Genomic DNA, 20,466 nt, shown 5'->3' with positions numbered 1-20,466 from the left:
CAAGTGGAATAGCTTTTGCACAGGAACACGCATCAACAACATTAAAAAATCATACTATGAACTTAATTATTCGACTTTTGGTAACGGCCATTGTTGCTTATCTTTTAACATGGATTTTACCGGGAGTACACTTTACAGGATTTGGCGGAGCGATCATTTTTGCCATCGTTTTAGGACTTTTAAATTTAATTGTGAAACCTGTTCTTAATATTTTGGGATTACCTTTAACGATTATTACATTGGGGCTGTTCACTTTAGTAATCAATGCAATTATAATCCTGATCGCGGATTATTTTATAGACAGCATGATGGTAGACGGATTTTTGTGGGCACTTATTTTCAGCATCCTGCTTTCCATCGTCAGCTCACTGGCAAACTCAATGTTTTCGGACGGAGATTAATTTAAAATTTAAAATGATATAAAAATCGCCTGTTAAAACGACAGGCGATTTTTTGTGCGCGTTTGTGTTTTAAAAATAGTTAACTTTGGCAATCTTTGAATTAAATAAAGACTTTATGATTGGATTGAATGATAAAGTCATAAAAAATGAATTAATATGAAACTTAAGTACAGTCTGCTGGCTTTGGCAGCTCCGCTCTTAATGAATGCACAACAACTAATGACGCCTGAAATTTTATGGACTTTGAAAAAAGTTGGAGTACAGGCAGTTTCTCAGGATCAGTCCTCGTTAATCTACAAAATTGGACAGACCGATCTTAAAACCGAAAAAACAAAAAGCGAGAACTATTTCCTGAATGTTCTGAACAATCAGTCCGTGAAAGTTGATTTAGGCAAAAAAGCACTGATTCAGTGGGATAAAAACGGATTGTACGCGCAGGAAGGCGATAAGATTTTTCTTTCAAAAGACAACGGTAAAACATGGACGGAATTTTATACCATTGGTGAAGCAGACAACATTGTTATTTCTCCTGACGGTAAAAAAATAGCCTTTAGCAAGCAGGTTTTGGTAGAAAAAGTAATGGGAAAAGACAAATATTCCGATACTCCGAAAACCACGGCACAAGTTTATACAGATCTGAATCACAGACACTGGGATTATTTCAATGAAGGGAAATATAATCATGTTTTCGTGGTAAATGTTTCAGATAAAGCAGATTCTGCAAAAGATTTACTGGAAGGAAAAATGTGGGATTCTCCGCAAAGACCTTTCGGCGGAGCAGAAGATTTCATCTGGAGTCCGGATTCTGCACAGCTTTTATATGTAACTAAACCGAAAAGCGGCAAAGAATACTCTACAAGCACAAACACAGATATTTTTGCATACGATCTTGCTTCAGGAACAACAAAAAATTTAACCGAATCCAATAAAGGATACGACGTTAATCCGAAATTCAGTCCGGATGGAAAATCACTTTTGTGGCAAAGTATGGCAAGAGACGGTTATGAAGCCGATAAAAATGATGTAAAAATCATGGATTGGAAATCCGGAAAAACGATTAACTTAACTCAAAGTTGGGACGAAAGTGTTTCCGGAGACGTTTTCTGGAGCGGAGATTCAAAAATGATCTATTTCACGGCAGCTTTCAGAGGAACGAAGCAGTTATTCTCTTTAGATCCTAAAAATGCTAAAGTTCAGCAGATCACAAAAGGTGATTTTGATGTGAATGAAATTTTTGCCGATCAGAAAACTTCACTTTTGGTAGGAAGAACCGATATCAATCACGCCACAGATATTTTCTCTGTCAACCTTAAAAACGGAGAAATGAAGCAGGTTACGGAAGCCAATAAAGAAATGTATGCACAGTTGGCTCAGGGAAAATCTGAACTGAAAATGGTGAAAACTTCGGACGGAAAAGAAATGGGAGTGTGGTTCCATTATCCGCCAAACTTTGACCCAAACAAAAAATATCCAACCCTTGTTTATTGTCAGGGAGGTCCGCAATCTGCCTTAACACAGTTCTTCAGCACAAGATGGAACTTTGCTTTAATGGCAGCTAACGGATACATCGTTGTTGCACCAAACAGAAGAGGAATGCCGGGTTGGGGAACAAAATGGAATGAAGAAATCTCAAGAGACTGGGGAGGACAACCAATGAGAGATTATCTTGCCGCAACGGATTATGCGAAAACTTTACCTTACGTTGACGGAAGCAGAGTTGCAGCAGTTGGTGCAAGTTATGGCGGATATAGCGTATTTATGTTAGCCGGAATTCACGAAAACAGATTCAAAACGTTCATCGCGCACGATGGATTATTTGATATGAAATCATGGTATTTAACAACGGAAGAACTTTGGTTTGCGAACTGGGATTTAGGTTCTCCTTGGGAAAAACCACAGCCAAAAGCTTATACGGAATTCAACCCAAGCAATTTTGTTGATAAATGGAACAAACCGATGATGATCGTTCAGGGCGGAATAGATTACCGTGTTCCTTACGAGCAGGGTCAGGAAGCATTTCAGGCAGCAAAACTGAGAGGTTTAAAATCTAAACTGGTTTATTTCCCGAATGAAAATCACTGGGTGCTGCATCCACAAAACGGATTGGTTTGGCAGAGAGAATTCTTCGACTGGCTAAAAGAAACTTTATAAATATAATCTTTCCTTCCGAATTCCCCTCCTTTGGAGGGGTGGCAAAAATTCATAGAATTTTTGACGGGGTGGTTTAAACAGATACAAAAATCAACAGAAAACGGGCTTTTAGTCCGTTTTTTGTTTTTCGAAAATATGCTCATCTGCTGAGTGAAACGTCATCGCGAACGAAAAATATTCGGTTTTATTTAAAAGTTTGTTTAAACTCATTTTAAATTTAACTGCAAAAGATACAAAAGACTTTATTGGATTTCTTTAAAGTATTTCTAAAGTCTGAAAAGAGAAAAAATCTTTGATTTTTTTAAACTTATGTGCTCTTTTTTCCATTTAAGTAGTAAACTTAAACAACTAAAATGTAACAATCTTTTGCATCTTTTGCGGTAAAAAAGTTTAGACAAGTTTTAAAAGAAAATCTTAGCGATCATCGGGTTAAAAAAAATAAAAACCTATAAATTTGATTTATGCAAAACAGAATATCTTCCTTTCCCCCAATCATCGACAACGATTCTAAAATCATCATTCTGGGATCAATTCCCGGTGTAAAATCGTTAGAAAAACAACAATATTACGGACATCCCCAAAACAAATTCTGGAAAATTATTTTTGAATTGCTCAACGAAGAATTTACAGAAGATTATGCGGAAAGAATCAACCTTTTAAAGAAACACAATATCGCACTTTGGGACGTTATCGATTCCTGCGAAAGAAAAGGAAGCCTCGATTCTGAAATAAAAAATGAAGAAGCCAATCAGATTGAAGAGCTTCTGGAAGATCATCCGAATATTAAAGCCATATTTTGCAATGGCGGAAAATCGTATAAAAATTTGCAGAAAATTTTAGGGAAAAATTACAAAATACCTGTATTTTTACTGCCTTCTACAAGCCCGCTTCATACGGTTTCTTTTGAAAAGAAACTGGAGGAATGGAAGAAGATAAAAATGCATTTATGAAAAAACTATTACCATTATTTCTGACCTTAATTTTCACTACTATTTTTTCACAGGAATATCATTTTGATTATTCGATAGAAAGTCAGACAACTCAAATTAAGCCTGATAAAGAAAAGTCAGTTTCTACCGCTTTTTATGATTCTACAAATAAAATTCATTTGAATATAGACAGGTTTAATGACCAATTTAAAGGAATAATCTATGATAAAAACAAGAACTTAAGACATGTGTTTAAAGTGATACCATCTAAAGATTTTGTAACTTTTGAATATATGTATACTAATGATTTTAGTAAGGATAAACATAAAGATATTGCCAATGGCGATATTTTAGAGATAAAAAAAATGGATTCTTTACAATATCAGATTATTGGCTATAAAAATGAAAAGAAGACTAAGAAGAGATTTTCAGTATTGGTATCTTTAGAAAAATCAACATTTGATTATCTTGAATTGGGCATTGATCATGGTAAAACTGACGAAATACAGAAAAATGTGAGAGCATTTTTAGATCCGAATTCAAATTATGTGGTAAAAAGATTACAGGTTGATTATCATTCAACAGGTTATTCTTACGATAGTTCTCTAAAAATCACAAACGTAGATTTTTCTTTAAAACTACCCAAAGAATTAATTATTAAAGAATATAATGTTTTTGGGGAATTTCAAAACTGATCTATTCCCCAAAAAACAAGTTATTACTTCTCAATTCTGTAAACCTCCTCATAAGGCTGAATCAGAACCCATCCATTCCCCGAAAACTTCATCTGGAATTCTTCACCGCTTCCTCTTCCAATCAGACTTTTGAAAGAAACGTTGGTTTTCAGTTCAGGAGAAAGGTTTCCGGACCATGCAACGGTTGCATTCGGATCTGTGAAAACCGGCGCATCCGGAGTTACCAGTAACGTTAAAGGCTCACCGTGAGTGGTAATAGCAATGTGTCCTGTTCCTGAAAGCTTTACCTGAAAAAGTCCGCCCGACATTACCCCTGCAATACTTTTTAGCATGGTAATATCGCTTTTAATGCTTTGTTCATGCGCTAAAACATCGTTTCCGTTTACGCAGACCGCTTCATTATTTAGATAAAGAATACGGACTTTTTTACCTGAATCCGCGACGTACAGTTTTCCGGTTCCTTCGGCTTTCATCAATTTTGCGCCTTCGCCGCTGATCGCTTTTTTCAATAAATTTCCGATTCCTCCGGAAAGCATTCCCTGTCTTTCGAAATTAACGTTTCCGATGTAGCCAACCATGCTTCCTGCTTTCGTCCAGACAGACTGGTTGTTGAGGTTGATCTCCAGAAGAGAGGGTTTTTCCAGCTCGAAATAATCTCTTTCCATTGGATTTTCTTTCGTTTCGTTCACAAAAGATTCAATCGAATATTTGCTCATAGTGTAAATTTTTAATGTTCTCAAAAATAGCTTTTTTATGGCTTAAAAAATATCGGAAAATCACGGTTTTTTATTTCACGAAAAATTTTATTTAACATCTGTTTAAATATTACTTGACAAAGGGGTATCGAATGTCGTATATTTGCACTCCGAAAATTACACCTTGTAATTTCAATAAATTTTTAAACCGTAATTTAAAAAATGAAAACATCAGATTTTAATTTTGATCTTCCTGCGGAATTATTGGCAGAACACCCATCAGAACACAGAGACGAAGCCAGATTAATGGTTTTAGACAGAAAAACTGAAACGATTCAGCATAAACTGTTCAAAGATGTGGTTGATTATTTCGACGAAGGAGATCTTTTTATCTTCAACAATACTAAAGTTTTTCCTGCACGTTTATACGGAAATAAAGAAAAAACAGGAGCTAAGATTGAAGTTTTCCTTTTGAGAGAGCTTGATAAGGAAACTCGTGTTTGGGACGTTTTAGTAGATCCGGCAAGAAAAATCAGAATCGGAAATAAATTATTCTTCACAGAAGATGAGTCTTTGGTTGCTGAAGTAATTGATAACACCACTTCAAGAGGAAGAACTTTAAGATTCTTATTCGACGGTTCTTACGAAGAATTCAGAGCTAAATTAAAGGAATTGGGAGAAACTCCGCTTCCGAAATACATCAAGAGAGACGTTGAGCCGGAAGATGCTGAAAGATATCAGACGATTTATGCGAAAGTAGAAGGCGCGGTTGCAGCACCTACTGCAGGTCTTCACTTCTCAAGACATTTGATGAAGAGATTGGAAATCAAAGGAATCGACTTTGCTGAGGTTACACTTCACGTTGGTTTGGGAACTTTTAACCCAATTGAGGTAGAAGATCTTTCTAAGCACAAAATGGAATCTGAGGAAATCTTTATTGATGAGAAAAACGCTCAGATCATCAACAACGCTGTTGATGCGAACAGAAGAGTTTGTGCCGTTGGAACGACTACGATGAGAACTTTAGAAACTTCTGTTTCTTCAAATAAAAAAATCTCTGCTTTCCACGGATGGACCAATAAATTCATTTATCCTCCACACGATTTCGGAGTGGCAAACTGTATGATCACCAACTTCCACACGCCAAAATCTACATTAATTATGATGATTGCAGCATTTGCAGGAAGAGATTTCATAATGCACGCCTACGAAGAAGCCGTAAAAGAGAAATACAAATTCTACTCTTACGGAGATGCAATGTTAATTTTGTAACAAAATAAAGTAAAAAGAGCCAAGTTAAAGGTAAAAAGTTATAGGTCAGAATGCTACAGAATGATTTACTTACAAGGACTTTTACGTTTGGGGTGAGCTGTCTTAAGTTTTTAAGATCACTGCCAAATGATCCTGAAAGTAAATTAATCAGATTTCAACTTGGAAAAGCGGCAACATCAATAGGTGCTAATTATGAAGAGTCACAAGCAGGATCTTCTAAAGCTGATTTTAAAAATAAAGTAAAAATTGCTTTAAGAAGAAGCTAGAGAAAGTAATTTCTGGCTTCGGGTTTTAGAACAACTAGACGGATATGATTCGGAAGAATTTAAAACTTTATTAAATGAAAGTGCTGAATTGAAAAATATTTTAGCTGCAATAGTTAATAATACAAAGCTGTAAAACTTTTTAATTTTTACTTTTAACTTGGCTCTTTAAATAAATATGAAAGACATCAGAACTTTATCACTGGACCAGCTCAAAGAATATTTTGTTTCTTTGGGAGAAAAGCCGTTTCGTGCGAAGCAGGTTTATGACTGGTTGTGGAGTAAAAATCTTCACTCGATTGATGAAATGACGAATCTTTCAAAACCTCTTCGTGAGAGAATCGCCGAAGAATATACCATCAATCCTGTTTCTGTGGATCAGCTTCAGAAAAGTACAGACGGCACCATTAAAAACGGAGTGAAATTGCACGACGGCTTATTGGTGGAATCTGTTCTTATTCCTACAGAAACCAGAACGACAGCCTGCGTTTCTTCACAGGTAGGATGTTCATTAAACTGCGAATTTTGTGCAACCGCAAGACTCAAAAGAATGAGAAATCTTGAAGTTGCTGAGATCGTGGATCAGGTTGCTTTAATCGACAGCCAGAGTAAAATGTATTTCGACAGACCGCTTTCCAATATTGTTTTTATGGGAATGGGAGAGCCGATGATGAATTACAAAAACGTGGTGGAAGCAATCCGCAAAATTACCCAGCCGGAAGGTTTGGGAATGTCTCCCAGAAGAATTACCGTTTCCACTTCAGGAATTCCGAAGATGATTAAAATGCTCGCTGACGAAGAACTGAAAGTGAAACTGGCTTTGTCTCTTCACTCTGCCATTGAAGCGAAGCGTAACGAGATCATGCCTTTTTCCGATAAATTTCCTCTAACGGAAATCATGGAATCTCTTCAGTACTGGTATAAAAAAACAGGCTCTGTCATCACTTTCGAATACTGTGTCTGGAAGGACATTAATGACGGTGATGAAGATATCAAAGCTCTGATTAAATACTGCAAACAGGTTCCTTCTAAAGTTAATTTAATTCAGTACAATCCTATTGGTGACGGAAAATATGACCAGTGCAACAAACAGGCAGAAGAAAATTATATCCGTCAGTTGGAAAATGCAGGAATTGTCTGCGTAGTAAGAAAAAGCCGTGGCGGAGACATCGATGCAGCCTGCGGACAGCTTGCCAATAAATCTGCGGATTAAAATTTTATTAAAAAAATTAAAAAATTTTCTTAACGCTTTCCTAAAATCATAACTTTGTACCACAAATTTTAAAAGTGATGATGGATTACTTTATGGATGAAAATGGATTGGAAAGTGTCTATTCATGGTCTATTCCTGTTCATGCAACCGTTATTTTAGCCGAAATGATTTACAGTCACGTTTCGGAGGCTAAATTATACGATAAAAAAGATGTGGCAACGAGCGTTTTTCTGGCATTAATGAATTTCGGACTGGATTTATTGATGAAGGCTTTTGCAATGGGAGTCATGTTCTTCTTTTACAATCTTAGATTTTTCTCGTGGGATTTTACGATCTGGTACTGGCTGATTTGCTTTGTGGTAACGGATTTTGCATATTATGTTCTCCATTATGTAGATCATCATTCCAGAGCATTCTGGGCGGTTCATATCACGCACCACAACTCAGAATATTTCAATTTAACAACAGGTTTCAGAAGTCCGGTTTTACAGCCGCTTTACCGGTATTTATACTTTTCGCCACTGGCTTTTTTAGGATTCAATCCATGGCACATTATGGTGGTGTATGCAATCGGTCAGGTATATGGAACGTGGGTTCACACCCAGACTGTGAAAAGCATGGGCTTCCTTGAGTATATTTTGGTAACGCCTTCTCATCACCGTGTTCATCATGCGTGCAACATCAAATATCTTGACAGAAATATGGGAATGTGTCTTATTATCTGGGATAAAATTTTCGGAACTTTTGAAAAAGAAGACCCCAATGTTCCTGTGAAATATGGAATTTATCCAAAAATGCCGGATAATAAACCCGATACGGTTCTTCTGTACGAATGGAGAAAAATATGGAAAGATATTAAACAGCCGGGACTGAAATTTTCAGATCGTATCAATTATATTTTTAATTCTCCGGGATGGCGACACGACGGAACCGGAAAAACCGTGAGACAATATCAAAAAGATTACTGGGCAAGAAAAAATAAAAATAAAGATCAGGTTCAGAAGAAATCTGCTTAGTTTTTAAACGCAGACAACACAAATTTTACACGTATTTCACAAATATTTTAATTATTTGGATTTAAATATAATCTTAAGTCTGTTTAAACTTTTTATTTAACCGCAAAGATGAACTAAACGGTTATTTAGATTTTGATGATTATAAATAAGAAGATCACAGTAGTTTTTAAAAATCTTTGATTTTTATTCTTTTGAGCGCTTTTATTATTCTGGAAATTCGCTTTATCATTGTCTTTTGTCCCTTTTGCAGTTTTATTCTGAAATTAGTTTAAATAAGTTGCCTTTGCGAAATTAAAAGCATAAAGTATTTAAATAAAACTTTTGCGATCTATCTGTTATAAATAGATTCTTCCTTCGTCAGAATGACAGAGGAACCTCTAAGTTTGTATAAAAAGTAGTGAAATTAGTGTGAAAATTAGTGCCATTTGTGTTTAAATAAATATTTTTACCGCATGAAAAAGCTTTTCATCATATTTGCCATTACCGTTTCAACAGTCTCATTTTCCCAACAGGCGGATCTGTTCAAAATCAGAAAGTACAGAGTCAATTATTTGGATGATAAAGTGAAAGAAACTTCAGGGCTGAGCCTAATCAACGGAAAACTGTATACTTTTAACGACAGCGGAAATTCCCCCGAACTTTTCGAATTGGATAAAAAAACAGGAAAAATTATCAGCACCGTACAAATCAACGCTAAAAATAAAGATTGGGAAGCACTTACAAACGACGGTAAAAACTTTTACATTGGAGATTTCGGAAACAACGGCGGAACAAGAAAAGATCTCGAAATTTATAAAGTTCCTTTTGAAAATAATACATTAAATAACGATTCTGTAAAAGTAATTTCCTTCGAATATCCCGAACAGCAGGAATTTATTCCGAAATATTCCGAAACAGATTTCGATGCGGAAGCGATGATTTATTTAAATGGTAAAATTCATCTCTTTACAAAAGAATGGGGTTCAAAATCAACTACACATTATATTATCGATCCTGAAATTTCAGAAAAGCAAAAAGCACAGAAAACAGAAAATTACAAGACTGGTTTTATAATAACAGACGCTTCTTATTTTAATAAAAAACTCTATTTAATAGGCTATACCAAGAAGACAGAAGTGTTTTTAGATATTTTTGATGAAGCAGAGCCGGGAATTTTTTTCAAAAAAAATCCCAAACATTATTATCTCGGAAGCGCTTTATCTATTGGACAAATTGAAGGAATTGCCGTTGATGAAACAGGAATCTATATTTCGGGTGAAAAGTTTCATTCTCCGATTGGCGGAGGAAAACAAAGCCTTTATTTTATTCCGATAGATAAACTCAAAGATTAATTTCCCTTAAAATTGCCCGAAAAAAATTATCTTTGTGGGAATTAATAATTTATCTCTTATTCAAAGATTGTGGCGAACACCGTTGAAGAAATCAAGCGACCGATCAATGAGGAAATGAAACTTTTCGAGCAGAAGTTTTATGAATCCATGCAGAGCAAAGTACCTTTACTAGATAAAGTCACTCGTTTTATCGTTACCACAAAAGGAAAGCAGATGCGTCCGATGTTTGTCTTTCTTTGTGCAAAATTAGTCGGCGACGTCAACGAAAAAACGTATCGTGGAGCTTCCATGATCGAGCTGATTCACACGGCAACTCTGGTGCATGATGATGTGGTGGATGAAAGTTTTAAACGGCGCAATTTCTTTTCAATCAATGCGTTGTGGAAAAACAAGATTGCTGTTTTGGTTGGAGATTATCTTTTATCTAAATCGGTTTTATTATCCACAGATCATAAAGACTACGATTTATTAGGTGTTATTTCAAGAACCATCCGCGAAATGTCCGAAGGAGAGCTTCTTCAGTTGGAGAAAGCCAGAAAACTGGATATTACAGAAGAGGTTTATTATGAAATCATCCGTCAGAAAACAGCGACTTTAATTGCTGCATGCTGCGAAATCGGCGTTTTGTCGAATAATGCAGACGAAGTTCTGGCTAAAAAAATGATGGATTTCGGAACCTATACCGGAATGGCTTTCCAGATCAAAGACGACCTTTTTGATTATTTAACTTCAAACGTTATCGGAAAGCCGGTAGGAATTGATATCAAAGAGCAGAAAATGACGCTGCCTTTGATTCATACTTTAAAAATAGCAAACGAAAAAGACCGAAAATATTATTTCAATACGATTAAGCGTTACAACAACGATCAGAAACGCGTAAAAGAGCTGATTAATTTTGTTAAAAGTTCCGGAGGTCTGGAGTATGCCATTACCATAATGAAAGACTTTCAGCAGAAAGCAATTGATATTCTGAACGAATTTCCCGATTCTGAAGCAAAAAAATCATTGCGAATTATGCTGGATTATGTCATTGAAAGAAAGTTTTAAACAGATATAAATTTTTCAGAATAAAAAAATCGGAACGCTCATGCATTCCGATTTCTTATTGTTATTAAATCTTCTGAATCGTAATATTGGTGACGTTACCACTTCCTGTACTTCCTGTTTCCGAAGCTAAAACCGTACAGTTTTGATTAGGAGCTGCCGTAAAACGCACCTGATATCCTGCACTCGGTACAACAAGCATCGTCGTGTAGTTCATAAGTTCTCCAATCCTTACAGTGGCAGTGAGGGTAGGAGTATCCGCTCCCGCGTAATGGCTTCCCCTTGCAAGATAATTGCTGTCCGGAACAGGTCTTACCCCCAAAACAAGTTGTGTTCCGGCAGTAACATTCCCAAAACTTGCCTGAAACGTAACAATATAGTTTCCTGCCTGGTTAAAAGTAAGTGTTCCGGTAGTTGAATTGTAAGAATAATACGTTGACGTTACTAAAGGAGCCGCAAAAAGTAAAGTTGCAATCACGCCGCTGTTGGCGGTCTGATCGGCAGATAAACGCGCATGAAAAAGATCTGTAGTGGTAAAATTTATTGTCTTTAAAACACCGTTCCCATCTGCAACTACATATTTATCTGTTCCGGGAACACCTGCATTGGAATTAATGGTACGAACTCTTACATTTCCTGTTGCTACATCCAGTTTTTCACTGGGGCTTACCGTCGCTATTCCTACGTTTCCTGAACTGGTTACGGCAAAATCGTTGGACTGCTGTGTGGCGGTAGGCGCACCTGAAGCAGCATTATCTTTACTTCCGTCTACGTGAAAAGTAGTTTGAGGATTGCTTGTATTAACACCTACCTGAGCGTAATTTGATAGCGGAATTATAACAAATAGTAATACTTTAATTACCTGAGATAATTTGTTTTTCATGATTTTAAAATTTGTGAATTTTTTTCACAATAAACTCAAAATTCATGCCGATTTATTTATTAAATTTTAGTTAAAATAGTTTATTTTTTATATATAATATTTATTTTTATCATTTTTAATAAAAATATTTATTTATTATTGATTTAAATTTATTTATAATTGAATATTTGTTTTTTAAATGAAAGTTAAATTATTTTCACTGTGACAATAATTACAGCCAGAACAATGCAAAATAAAGCGATTAAAAATAAATAATCCGCAATAGTTTCAAATCTGAAAGAACGTCTTTCATGCTTCGATCTTATCGCGAGGAAAGAAAAAAAGGAACTGAAGGCAAAAAAGAGACAGGCAACTCCGGCAAACTCGTCCAAATGCGTACTGTGGCTGATTTTTGATATCTTTAAAGAAGTGATAATGACCAGAGAAAACCCCAGAAGATTACTCGATGCATTAAGGATATGAGACGATTTTTTCTCCATCATTTACAAATTTATTCCAATATAAACACAATTTATTTTATTATCAAATTTTTAAAAAAGATTATTAAAAATTAAAATTAATTTAAAAAGTGTATATTAGCAAAATACTTCAAAATAAAAATATTTAATATTTGGCTATGCAGACAACCTATATTGAAACACAGCAAATTTCCTTTCAAGATTTTAAAAATCAGATACTTGAAGATTATAAATTAGGAAGGATTTCTCGTGAAATGTCCTATTTGGGAAGAAGAGAAGTTCTTACGGGAAAAGCTAAGTTTGGTATTTTTGGGGACGGAAAAGAGCTTCCTCAGCTTGCAATGGCGAAAGTTTTCAGAGATGGAGACTTCCGTTCGGGATATTACAGAGATCAGACCTTTGCATTGGCTGTAAATGCGTTGACTGTTGAAAGTTTTTTTGCACAATTGTATGCAGATACAAGCGTGGAAAGAGAACCTGCTTCAGCCGGAAGACAGATGAACGGTCACTTTGCAACAAGAAGTTTAAATGAAGACGGAAGCTGGAAAGATTTAACGGCTCAGAAAAATATTTCTTCCGACATTTCTCCTACTGCGGGACAGATGCCGAGATTATTAGGATTGGCTCAGGCTTCTAAAATTTATAAAACCGTAAAATTCGAAGGCTCTGAAAAGTTTTCCAGAGAGGGAAATGAGATTGCTTTCGGAACAATCGGGGATGCTTCTACAGCAGAAGGTCATTTCTGGGAAACACTGAATGCGGCTTGTGCGCTTCAGGTTCCAATGGTAGTTTCGATCTGGGACGACGGGTACGGAATTTCTGTTCCTACCAAAAATCAGAGAGCAAAAGCCGATATCGCTGAAATGCTGAGCGGTTTTCAGAGAAAAGAAGGAGAAAATCAGGGGTGTGAAATCATTCAGGTAAAAGCTTGGGATTATCCTGCGCTTTTGGATGCTTATGCTAGAGCAGAACAGTTTGCAAGAGTAGAAAGCGTTCCGGTAGTGGTTCATGTGATTGAAGTTACACAGCCTCAAGGTCACTCCACTTCAGGATCTCATGAAAGGTATAAAAATGAAGAACGTCTGTCTTGGGAATCTCAGTTTGACGGCTTGGTGAAATTCAGAGAATGGATTTTAAACTATTCTATCGAAATTGAAGGAAAAGAAGAAGTTCTGGCAACAGCAGAAGAGCTGGATGCTATTGATAATGAAGCTAAAAAAACGGTAAAAACAGGTCAGAAACAGGCTTGGGAAAATTATCAGAAAACAATTACAGATTTAATCGGTTCCGTTTTACCTTTGGTAGAAAATCTTAAAGGGCAAAACGCTGAAATCGAGAATTATATTACTCACTTCAATAAACTGGTTTCAAAAGCGAAGAAAGATGTTTTCCATTTGGTGAGAAAATCTTTACTGGCAACGAGAGGAACCCATTCTGCAGAAAGAAACCAACTGATGCAGAAATACAACGAGATTTTTGAAGTTGAAAAAGACAATTATTCTTCTCACTTATACTCTCAGTCTCAGTGGAAAGCAGAAAACGTAAAAGAAATTAAGCCCATTTATTCCGATGCTTCTGAAGATGTGGACGGAAGAGTAGTGGTAAGAAACAATTTCGATAAAATATTCGAAAAATATCCTGAAACTTTAGTCTTTGGTGAAGATGCCGGAAACATCGGTGACGTAAACCAAGGGTTGGAAGGAATGCAGGAAAAATACGGTGATGTTCGTGTTGCCGATACTGGAATCCGTGAAGCAACCATTTTAGGACAGGGAATCGGAATGGCAATGAGAGGTTTAAGACCAATTGCCGAAATCCAGTATCTTGATTATATTTTGTACTGTTTACAGGGAATGAGCGACGATTTGGCAACCGTTCAGTACAGAACAAAAGGAGGGCAGAAATCGCCGGTTATCATCAGAACAAGAGGTCACAGACTGGAAGGAGTTTGGCATTCAGGTTCTCCGATGGCAGGAATTCTTAATCTTTCTAAGGGAATTCTGGTATTGGTTCCGAGAAACCTAACCAAAGCTGCCGGATTCTACAATACCATGCTTCAGAGCGATGATCCGGCTGTAATCGTTGAATGTTTAAATGGGTACAGATTGAAAGAAAAACAACCGGATAATTTAGGTGAATTCACTGTTCCTGTCGGAAAAATCGAGGTGACAAAAGAAGGAAAAGACGTTACTTTGGTTACTTATGGTTCTACATGGAGAATTGTAATGGAAGCAGCGGAAGAGCTTGAAAAATTAGGAATTTCTGCGGAAGTCATTGATGTTCAGTCATTAATTCCTTTCGATTTAACACATGAGATTGCAGAATCTGTAAAGAAAACAAGCCGATTAGTCGTAATCGACGAAGATGTGGAAGGAGGAACCTCAGCGTTTATCCTTCAGCAGATTTTAGAAAAACAAAAAGCGTTCAGATTCCTGGATTCTGATCCATTAACAATTTCTGCAAACGATCACAGACCGGCTTACGCAAGTGACGGAGATTATTTCAGCAAACCTTCTGCGGATGATATGGTTGAAAAAATCTATGCGATGTTTAACGAAACAAATCCTCAGAAATATCCAGCGATATTTTAATTGGGATTTTAGATAATTTTGAAACCGCTTTCTTTTTGGAAGCGGTTTTTTGTTAGGAATTTGTAAATTAGATTTTAAAGCCTATTTATGAAAATTACAAAACTTGTTGTCTTCTTTAATTATCAAAAAATAGTACTTGGGTTTATTGTTTCGATTCTTCTTTGTGCATTATCATTTTGGATTAATTCAACTCCGGTTATTTTAATGTTAAGAATTTTAAGCGCACTTATCATAATAAATATTTTTGCATCACTTCTCGCTTCTTACATTTTATATGATCATTCAGATTTGTACGAATTAAAGAAGTTAAAAGGAATTGTAGATTGGAATAAAACAGAAAATGCAATTTTAGTTCACGCAAGCTTTGATCCTTTGTCAAAACGATTGGAAGAAAAATATCCGGATTTGAATTTAACGGTTTGTGATATTTTTGGAAATCGTCACGAACAGGAAAAAGGAATCGAAACTTCAAAGAAAGTATTTCCACCCAATCCGAAGGAAATAAAAATTAAACCGGATCATCTTCCTTTTGAAAATCAATCTCAGGATGTAATTCTTGCTATAACTGCACTTCACGAAATTTTAGATCACGACCAAAGAGTTTTATTTTTCAAAGAAGCGAAGAGAATTTTAAAAGATGATGGTGTAATCATTGTTTCAGAACAATTTAGAGATCTGACAAATTTTCTTTTCTTTAATATCGGAGCTTTTCATTTTTTAAGTCAAAAGCAATGGAAGAGAGCTATTTCTGAAGCGGGCTTGGAGATTATTGAAAATAAGAAAATTACGCCTTTTGCTAATATGTTGATTGTAAAAAAGTGAAATTTTAATACCGCTTTATTTTGGAGGCGAGTTTTTATAATAAGGAATGACGGTAGTATAGTTTAAAATTATATATTGTAAATTTGTTTTATTTAACACCAATATTAATTAATATTGTATAAGATGAAAAATACTTTTACATTTTTATTTTTTTTTATAACAATTTTTTTTTCAGCACAGCAATTTAGTTTATTATCTAAAAGTTTAGGGATAATTAAATATGATCCTAAGACAGAGAAGACTCTTGGACCAGTAGCAGAAACTGAAGAATTAAATATGATTGAAATAACAAAAGATCTTTCTTTAATAACAATAACAAATCTTGATAATTCTAATAAACCATTAGTATCTAAAAAATTTAAAATTCAAAATCATGAAATAAATAATGATGGTGATTTAATTAATCTAGTTGTTGAAAGAGAATCAGAAGGAGTACACTTGTTTTCATTATTTATAAGTAAAAACGTATTAATTGAAAAAGTTGAATATGATGACGAAGCGTATCTTTTAGTTTATAAAATTCTTAATAACAAAGATTTATAAAAAATGATAATTTGTAGATACCTTAGGTCTAATAAATTTAATGAAATGAAAATATAAAAGATCAAAGAATAAAAGACGAAGAAAATAAAACCTGTTAAAAAACACTCTTCTGAACTTTTTTTCCCTCCAAAATCATTTTACAATCCTTCTCTTTCTCAGGATCATACACATGATATTTCGTTTCCCATTCTTCCAGTTGATACAAAATTGGCAATAGCGCCAATCCTTTTTCTGTGAGTGAATACTCAACTCTTGGAGGAATTTCTTTAAACTCTTCACGAATTACCAATCCGTCCGATTCCATTTCTCTCAACTGGTCGGTCAGAACTTTTCTGGAGATCACATTGATTCTTGCTGCCAATTCTCCGAAACGCAATTTACGGTCTTTAATCACTAATACAATGATCGGTTTCCATTTGCTTCCCAAAGCAGACATTGCTTTTCCCAAAGGACAACTGTATTGCATTAATTCGTTCTTTTTCATAAAGGTGTATTTCTAATTTTTACTCGTATTGTTGAACACGAAGTTCACAAGAATTTCTCTCTTCTAACTGTCTTAAGCTTCACAAAGGCGCTTTGCTTATAAGAGTTTACAAAGGATTTAAGCTTATATACCTTATGCATTTTTATGAATAAACTTTACAATAAAGCATACGCTTATCTTGTGTTCCTTTTTACTCTGTCGAACTTTCGGTTTGTGGTCAAATAAAAATTAAAACCCAACCCGTATGTAAAGAGCTCATCTGTTACTTTAAAGTTACTAATGTATGTTACTGCAAAGTTACTACTTTTTTCAATTCAAAAGATACAAATATGAACTATTATTAGTTACTTTGTGTAACAATTATAAAATAGTAAGTTAAAAATGAGCACAGAATCATTATTTCAACCTTTTAAATACAAGAATTTAGAACTTAAAAATAGAATCGTAATGGCTCCGATGACGAGAGCACAATCCGATAACGGAGTTCCTACGCAGCAAATCACAGATTATTATGCAAGAAGAGCGGCTTCAGATGTGGGATTGATTCTTTCGGAAGGAACCGTAATCAACAGACCTGCATCCAAAAATATGCAGAATATCCCAGATTTTTACGGAACTGAAGCGCTGAACGGCTGGAAAAACGTAATCGATGCAGTTCATGAAAACGGAGGAAAAATGGGACCTCAAATCTGGCACGTCGGAGACACAAGAAGTTCTGCGGATTATCCTTCTATTGAGATGGAAAAAGCTTCTGCCATGACGTTGGAAGACATTCAGGATACCATTGCTCAGTTTGCCGCTTCTGCAAAATCTGCAAAAGACTTAGGATTTGATGTAGTGGAAATTCACGGAGCTCACGGTTATCTTATCGACCAGTTTTTCTGGGATGTAACCAATACAAGAACTGATGAGTACGGAGGTAAAACCCTGAAAGAGAGAAGCAGATTTGCGGTTGATGTGGTTAAAGCAATCAGAGCGGCGGTTGGTGAAGATTTCACGATTATTATTCGTCTTTCTCAATGGAAACAGCAGGATTATTCTGTAAAATTAGCCAATACACCGGAAGAAATGGAAGAATGGTTATTGCCTTTAAAAGAAGCAGGAGTTGATATTTTCCATTGTTCGCAAAGACGCTTCTGGGAAGCCGAATTCGAAGGTTCTGATCTTAATTTTGCAGGATGGGCAAAAAAAATCACGGGACAGCCAACCATTACCGTAGGTTCTGTAGGTCTTGAAGGAGATTTTATGGCGGCTTTCGGAGGGCAGGGAACTGAAAAAGCAGATTTAACTGAACTTACGAAAAGGCTGGAAAGAGGAGATTTCGATCTGGTTGCGGTTGGTCGTGCGCTTTTACAGGATCCTGAATGGGTGAAGAAAGTGAAAGAAGGAAAAATGGACGAACTTCAGGATTTCAAAGCCGAAAGCATGGCAACACTTTATTAAAGTCAAAAGTCAATGGTGAATTGCTTTGCTGTCAATTCTTATTGAACCATTCATTAACCAGCAAAGCGAATTAACTATTCACTTTCTACATAATTTTACCTATCAATTATTTTAAACGAAACCGCTTCAGGATCTCTCCTGAAGCGGTTTTCTAATGAATTTAAATCATCATCAATATCAGAATAATTGTCATCCTGAAAGGATCTCAACGATACATTGAAAACTTTGTTTAGATGCTTTCAGCATGACAAAACATACTGTAAATAAATGACCTCTTTAATTGTTCAGAAAGTTATTTTATTTTTTTGTTTCTCGCAGATTGTTCAGATTATGCAGATTTTTCCCATTTAATCGTCTGCTAAATTTGCAAAATCTGCAGGAGATGATAATCATACAGTTTGTCATCCTTTAAGGGGCTCAACAATGCATTGAAAACTTTGTTTAGATGCTTTCAATATGAAAAAACATACTGTAAATAAATCATCGTTCAATTGTTCAGAAAGTTATTTTATTTTTTGGTTTCTCGCAGATTGTTTAGATTATGCAGATTTTTCCCACATAATCATCTGCTAAATTTGCAAAATCTGCGGGAGATGATAATCATGCAACTTGTCACCCTGAAAGTATCTAAGCGCAAATGCTTCAGAGTCATTCATGCTACTGTAGATTGTAAATAATAGACAAAATAAAACCGTTCCCAAAAAATGAGAACGGTTTTTTAACAGATTTAAATATCTAAAATTGTCATCAATAATGACAAAAGTGATCAGATTTACAGCCCAATATTTTTTGTTGGCTTCAGTTGCTTTTTAATTGATTTCGGAAGCGCATCCTTATGAACCAGAATTGCTGTCGATTTGTATTCTACATAAGGTCTTGTTACATAAATATACCCTTCAAAATCATTGGTAACACCCCATGAATTTTTAACCATATAATATTCTTTCCCCGACTGATCTTTTGCCAGTCCTACGATGTGCATTCCGTGGTCGTCCGTCGTAGAAAGATTATTCAAAGCCTTCTGACGCATATCTTCGGTAATGATCTTATCTTTTTTAGGTTCTGTGAACAGAGTTCCTTTGTTTTCTTTTGTGATCTGATCCAGATCCATGTCCGGAACATAAGCAACTCCGTTTTTGTAAGAGAAATAAGGCTCAGAAACATCCGTTGCCCAACCTACAGAATATCCTTTATTTACAGCATTATCAATAATTGAAGTTAAATCTTTCATCGGTACATTCCAGTCAGAATCATGGCTCCAGTTATCAGGAATCGGAACTACAAATTTCTGATAATACGGATAATCCTTATAAGAAGAAAGTTCTACATAATCTTCCGGATTGATTCCTACAACCTCTTTCGCAAAAGTTTGTGGCGTGTAAGATTTCCCTTCATATGTAAAGTTGGCAGGAACTTTTCCAAGATATTCATCCAAAATAGCATCAACGGAAGACATCCAGTTGTCCGTCAGTTTTCCTTTGGAACCAGCCTGAACCAAACTGTCCAGAACAGGCTTTAATTTTCCTTGCATTTCAGAGAAATTATTTAAACTCTGCCCTTGTTTCAGCCCTGTGTAAACATCCTGTGGAACCGCTCCGTATTTTTTATACATATTAATCACGTCGTGCAGTTCTCCGCCGTCTCCCCAACTGATGGCACCGTTATTCAGAACATATAATTTGGCTTTATCGTGGTAAGAATTTCTTGCAGTGTAGATTTCCGCCAGATCAACCGGTTTTTTGCCCATTCTCTGCATTTCAGACTCAAGGAAAGAATTTCCGGAATAGCTCCAGCAGGTTCCCGAAGAACCCTGGTTTTTTACCGAAGTCGCACCTATATCTTTCAGCGTGGTAAACTGGAAATTGGCATTCTGGGATTGGTTGTTTTTTAACTTGTTGATTAAGTCATCCTGTGCAAACATCATACTTCCTGCAGACAAAACAAAAAGTAATGACACAAATTTTGAATTTTTCATTACTAAAAAGATTATTTATACGAATAGTCGTTCATATTACAGATTTGTTACAAAGACAAAGGTTAAATCGAATCTTCGGTTTTCAGATAAAAAAGTTTTTTATCAGGAGCTGTTTCGTGCTTTCGCTACTCGCTTTTTTGAGGTTTCGGCGGCGGCTTTGCCGCTAGTCATGGTCGGAAGAAATCCGACCTCTTTTATGTTTTGAAAACTTTGTCTGGATTTCCTCCTGCAAAAATGATTAATACAGCTGTAATCAT

At 35.6% G+C, this 20,466-nt stretch carries 19 protein-coding genes and 1 pseudogene; 15 read left to right on the top strand and 5 right to left on the bottom strand.

The window, feature by feature from the left end; genetic code table 11:
• The first annotated feature begins 56 nt into the window (after positions 1-56).
• The 4 genes from DD829_RS11040 to DD829_RS11025 all read left to right on the top strand — a co-directional run bounded on the left by DD829_RS11040 (position 57) and on the right by DD829_RS11025 (position 4,176).
• Positions 57-401, top strand: coding sequence for a phage holin family protein (locus DD829_RS11040; protein WP_076394950.1), 345 nt, complete (start codon positions 57-59; stop codon positions 399-401).
• Between the two features lie 156 nt (positions 402-557).
• Entirely contained in the window at positions 558-2,552 is a 1,995-nt protein-coding gene (locus tag DD829_RS11035) for a S9 family peptidase (protein ID WP_108410096.1), read from the top strand.
• A gap of 461 nt (positions 2,553-3,013) precedes the next feature.
• Entirely contained in the window at positions 3,014-3,502 is a 489-nt protein-coding gene (locus tag DD829_RS11030; protein WP_108411596.1) for a DNA-deoxyinosine glycosylase, read from the top strand.
• A complete protein-coding gene (locus DD829_RS11025) occupies positions 3,475-4,176 on the top strand; it encodes a hypothetical protein (protein ID WP_116547736.1) in 702 nt (233 codons plus the stop codon). The genes DD829_RS11030 and DD829_RS11025 overlap by 28 nt, the downstream gene beginning before the upstream one ends.
• Before the next feature lie 23 nt (positions 4,177-4,199).
• On the opposite strand, the gene DD829_RS11020 is transcribed toward DD829_RS11025, so the two are convergent.
• The gene (locus DD829_RS11020) at positions 4,200-4,892 is read right to left on the bottom strand and encodes an AIM24 family protein (RefSeq protein ID WP_076394991.1); all 693 of its coding nucleotides are present in this window, start codon (positions 4,890-4,892) and stop codon (positions 4,200-4,202) included.
• 201 nt (positions 4,893-5,093) lie between these two features.
• Here DD829_RS11020 and queA point away from each other — a divergent pair, with 201 nt between their 5' ends.
• The 7 genes and pseudogenes from queA to DD829_RS10990 all read left to right on the top strand — a co-directional run bounded on the left by queA (position 5,094) and on the right by DD829_RS10990 (position 11,013).
• Positions 5,094-6,143, top strand: coding sequence for a tRNA preQ1(34) S-adenosylmethionine ribosyltransferase-isomerase QueA (gene queA / locus DD829_RS11015; RefSeq protein WP_076394958.1), 1,050 nt, complete (start codon positions 5,094-5,096; stop codon positions 6,141-6,143).
• Positions 6,144-6,193: 50 nt separating this feature from the next.
• Positions 6,194-6,409, top strand: a complete 216-nt coding sequence (locus DD829_RS24320) for a four helix bundle protein (protein ID WP_262497950.1) — start codon at positions 6,194-6,196, stop codon at positions 6,407-6,409.
• A 52-nt stretch (positions 6,410-6,461) separates the two neighbouring features.
• Positions 6,462-6,542: pseudogene (locus DD829_RS24315) on the top strand (hypothetical protein); the annotation flags it as partial.
• Between the two features lie 42 nt (positions 6,543-6,584).
• Complete coding sequence (gene rlmN, locus DD829_RS11005; protein WP_076394960.1) at positions 6,585-7,619, top strand: 23S rRNA (adenine(2503)-C(2))-methyltransferase RlmN; 1,035 nt, start codon at positions 6,585-6,587, stop codon at positions 7,617-7,619.
• Positions 7,620-7,696: 77 nt separating this feature from the next.
• Complete coding sequence (locus DD829_RS11000) at positions 7,697-8,635, top strand: sterol desaturase family protein (RefSeq protein ID WP_108408809.1); 939 nt, start codon at positions 7,697-7,699, stop codon at positions 8,633-8,635.
• A 452-nt stretch (positions 8,636-9,087) separates the two neighbouring features.
• Positions 9,088-9,966, top strand: coding sequence for a hypothetical protein (locus tag DD829_RS10995; protein ID WP_108408808.1), 879 nt, complete (start codon positions 9,088-9,090; stop codon positions 9,964-9,966).
• A gap of 69 nt (positions 9,967-10,035) precedes the next feature.
• On the top strand, positions 10,036-11,013 hold the full coding sequence (locus DD829_RS10990; protein ID WP_108408807.1) for a polyprenyl synthetase family protein: 978 nt from the start codon (positions 10,036-10,038) through the stop codon (positions 11,011-11,013).
• A gap of 64 nt (positions 11,014-11,077) precedes the next feature.
• On the opposite strand, the gene DD829_RS10985 is transcribed toward DD829_RS10990, so the two are convergent.
• Together DD829_RS10985 and DD829_RS10980 are read right to left on the bottom strand one after the other, a co-directional pair.
• Positions 11,078-11,893, bottom strand: a complete 816-nt coding sequence (locus DD829_RS10985) for a hypothetical protein (RefSeq protein ID WP_116547735.1) — start codon at positions 11,891-11,893, stop codon at positions 11,078-11,080.
• A 185-nt stretch (positions 11,894-12,078) separates the two neighbouring features.
• Positions 12,079-12,375: a hypothetical protein gene (locus tag DD829_RS10980; RefSeq protein ID WP_228408169.1), complete on the bottom strand. Its 297-nt coding sequence runs from the start codon at positions 12,373-12,375 to the stop codon at positions 12,079-12,081.
• Between the two features lie 134 nt (positions 12,376-12,509).
• On the opposite strand from DD829_RS10980, the gene DD829_RS10975 reads away from it, so the two are divergent.
• From DD829_RS10975 to DD829_RS10965, 3 genes are all read left to right on the top strand, one after another.
• Positions 12,510-14,942 (top strand): thiamine pyrophosphate-dependent enzyme, encoded by a 2,433-nt coding sequence (locus DD829_RS10975; RefSeq protein WP_108410353.1) that lies wholly within the window; start codon positions 12,510-12,512, stop codon positions 14,940-14,942.
• A gap of 87 nt (positions 14,943-15,029) precedes the next feature.
• Positions 15,030-15,764, top strand: coding sequence for a class I SAM-dependent methyltransferase (locus DD829_RS10970; RefSeq protein WP_108410352.1), 735 nt, complete (start codon positions 15,030-15,032; stop codon positions 15,762-15,764).
• A gap of 123 nt (positions 15,765-15,887) precedes the next feature.
• On the top strand, positions 15,888-16,307 hold the full coding sequence (locus DD829_RS10965) for a hypothetical protein (protein WP_116547734.1): 420 nt from the start codon (positions 15,888-15,890) through the stop codon (positions 16,305-16,307).
• A 94-nt stretch (positions 16,308-16,401) separates the two neighbouring features.
• Here the strand turns inward: DD829_RS10965 and DD829_RS10960 are convergent, their stop codons facing one another.
• Entirely contained in the window at positions 16,402-16,791 is a 390-nt protein-coding gene (locus DD829_RS10960; RefSeq protein ID WP_108411607.1) for a winged helix-turn-helix transcriptional regulator, read from the bottom strand.
• 381 nt (positions 16,792-17,172) lie between these two features.
• On the opposite strand from DD829_RS10960, the gene DD829_RS10955 reads away from it, so the two are divergent.
• A complete protein-coding gene (locus tag DD829_RS10955) occupies positions 17,173-18,234 on the top strand; it encodes an NADH:flavin oxidoreductase (protein ID WP_108411608.1) in 1,062 nt (353 codons plus the stop codon).
• 772 nt (positions 18,235-19,006) lie between these two features.
• On the opposite strand, the gene DD829_RS10950 is transcribed toward DD829_RS10955, so the two are convergent.
• A complete protein-coding gene (locus DD829_RS10950; RefSeq protein ID WP_108411609.1) occupies positions 19,007-20,209 on the bottom strand; it encodes an aminopeptidase C in 1,203 nt (400 codons plus the stop codon).
• Positions 20,210-20,466 lie beyond the last annotated feature (257 nt).

This window comes from Chryseobacterium sp. HMWF035, from assembly GCF_003094695.1.
Classification (GTDB): Bacteria; Bacteroidota; Bacteroidia; order Flavobacteriales; family Weeksellaceae; genus Chryseobacterium; species Chryseobacterium gambrini.
This window is presented reverse-complemented; position numbering and strand designations above follow the sequence as displayed.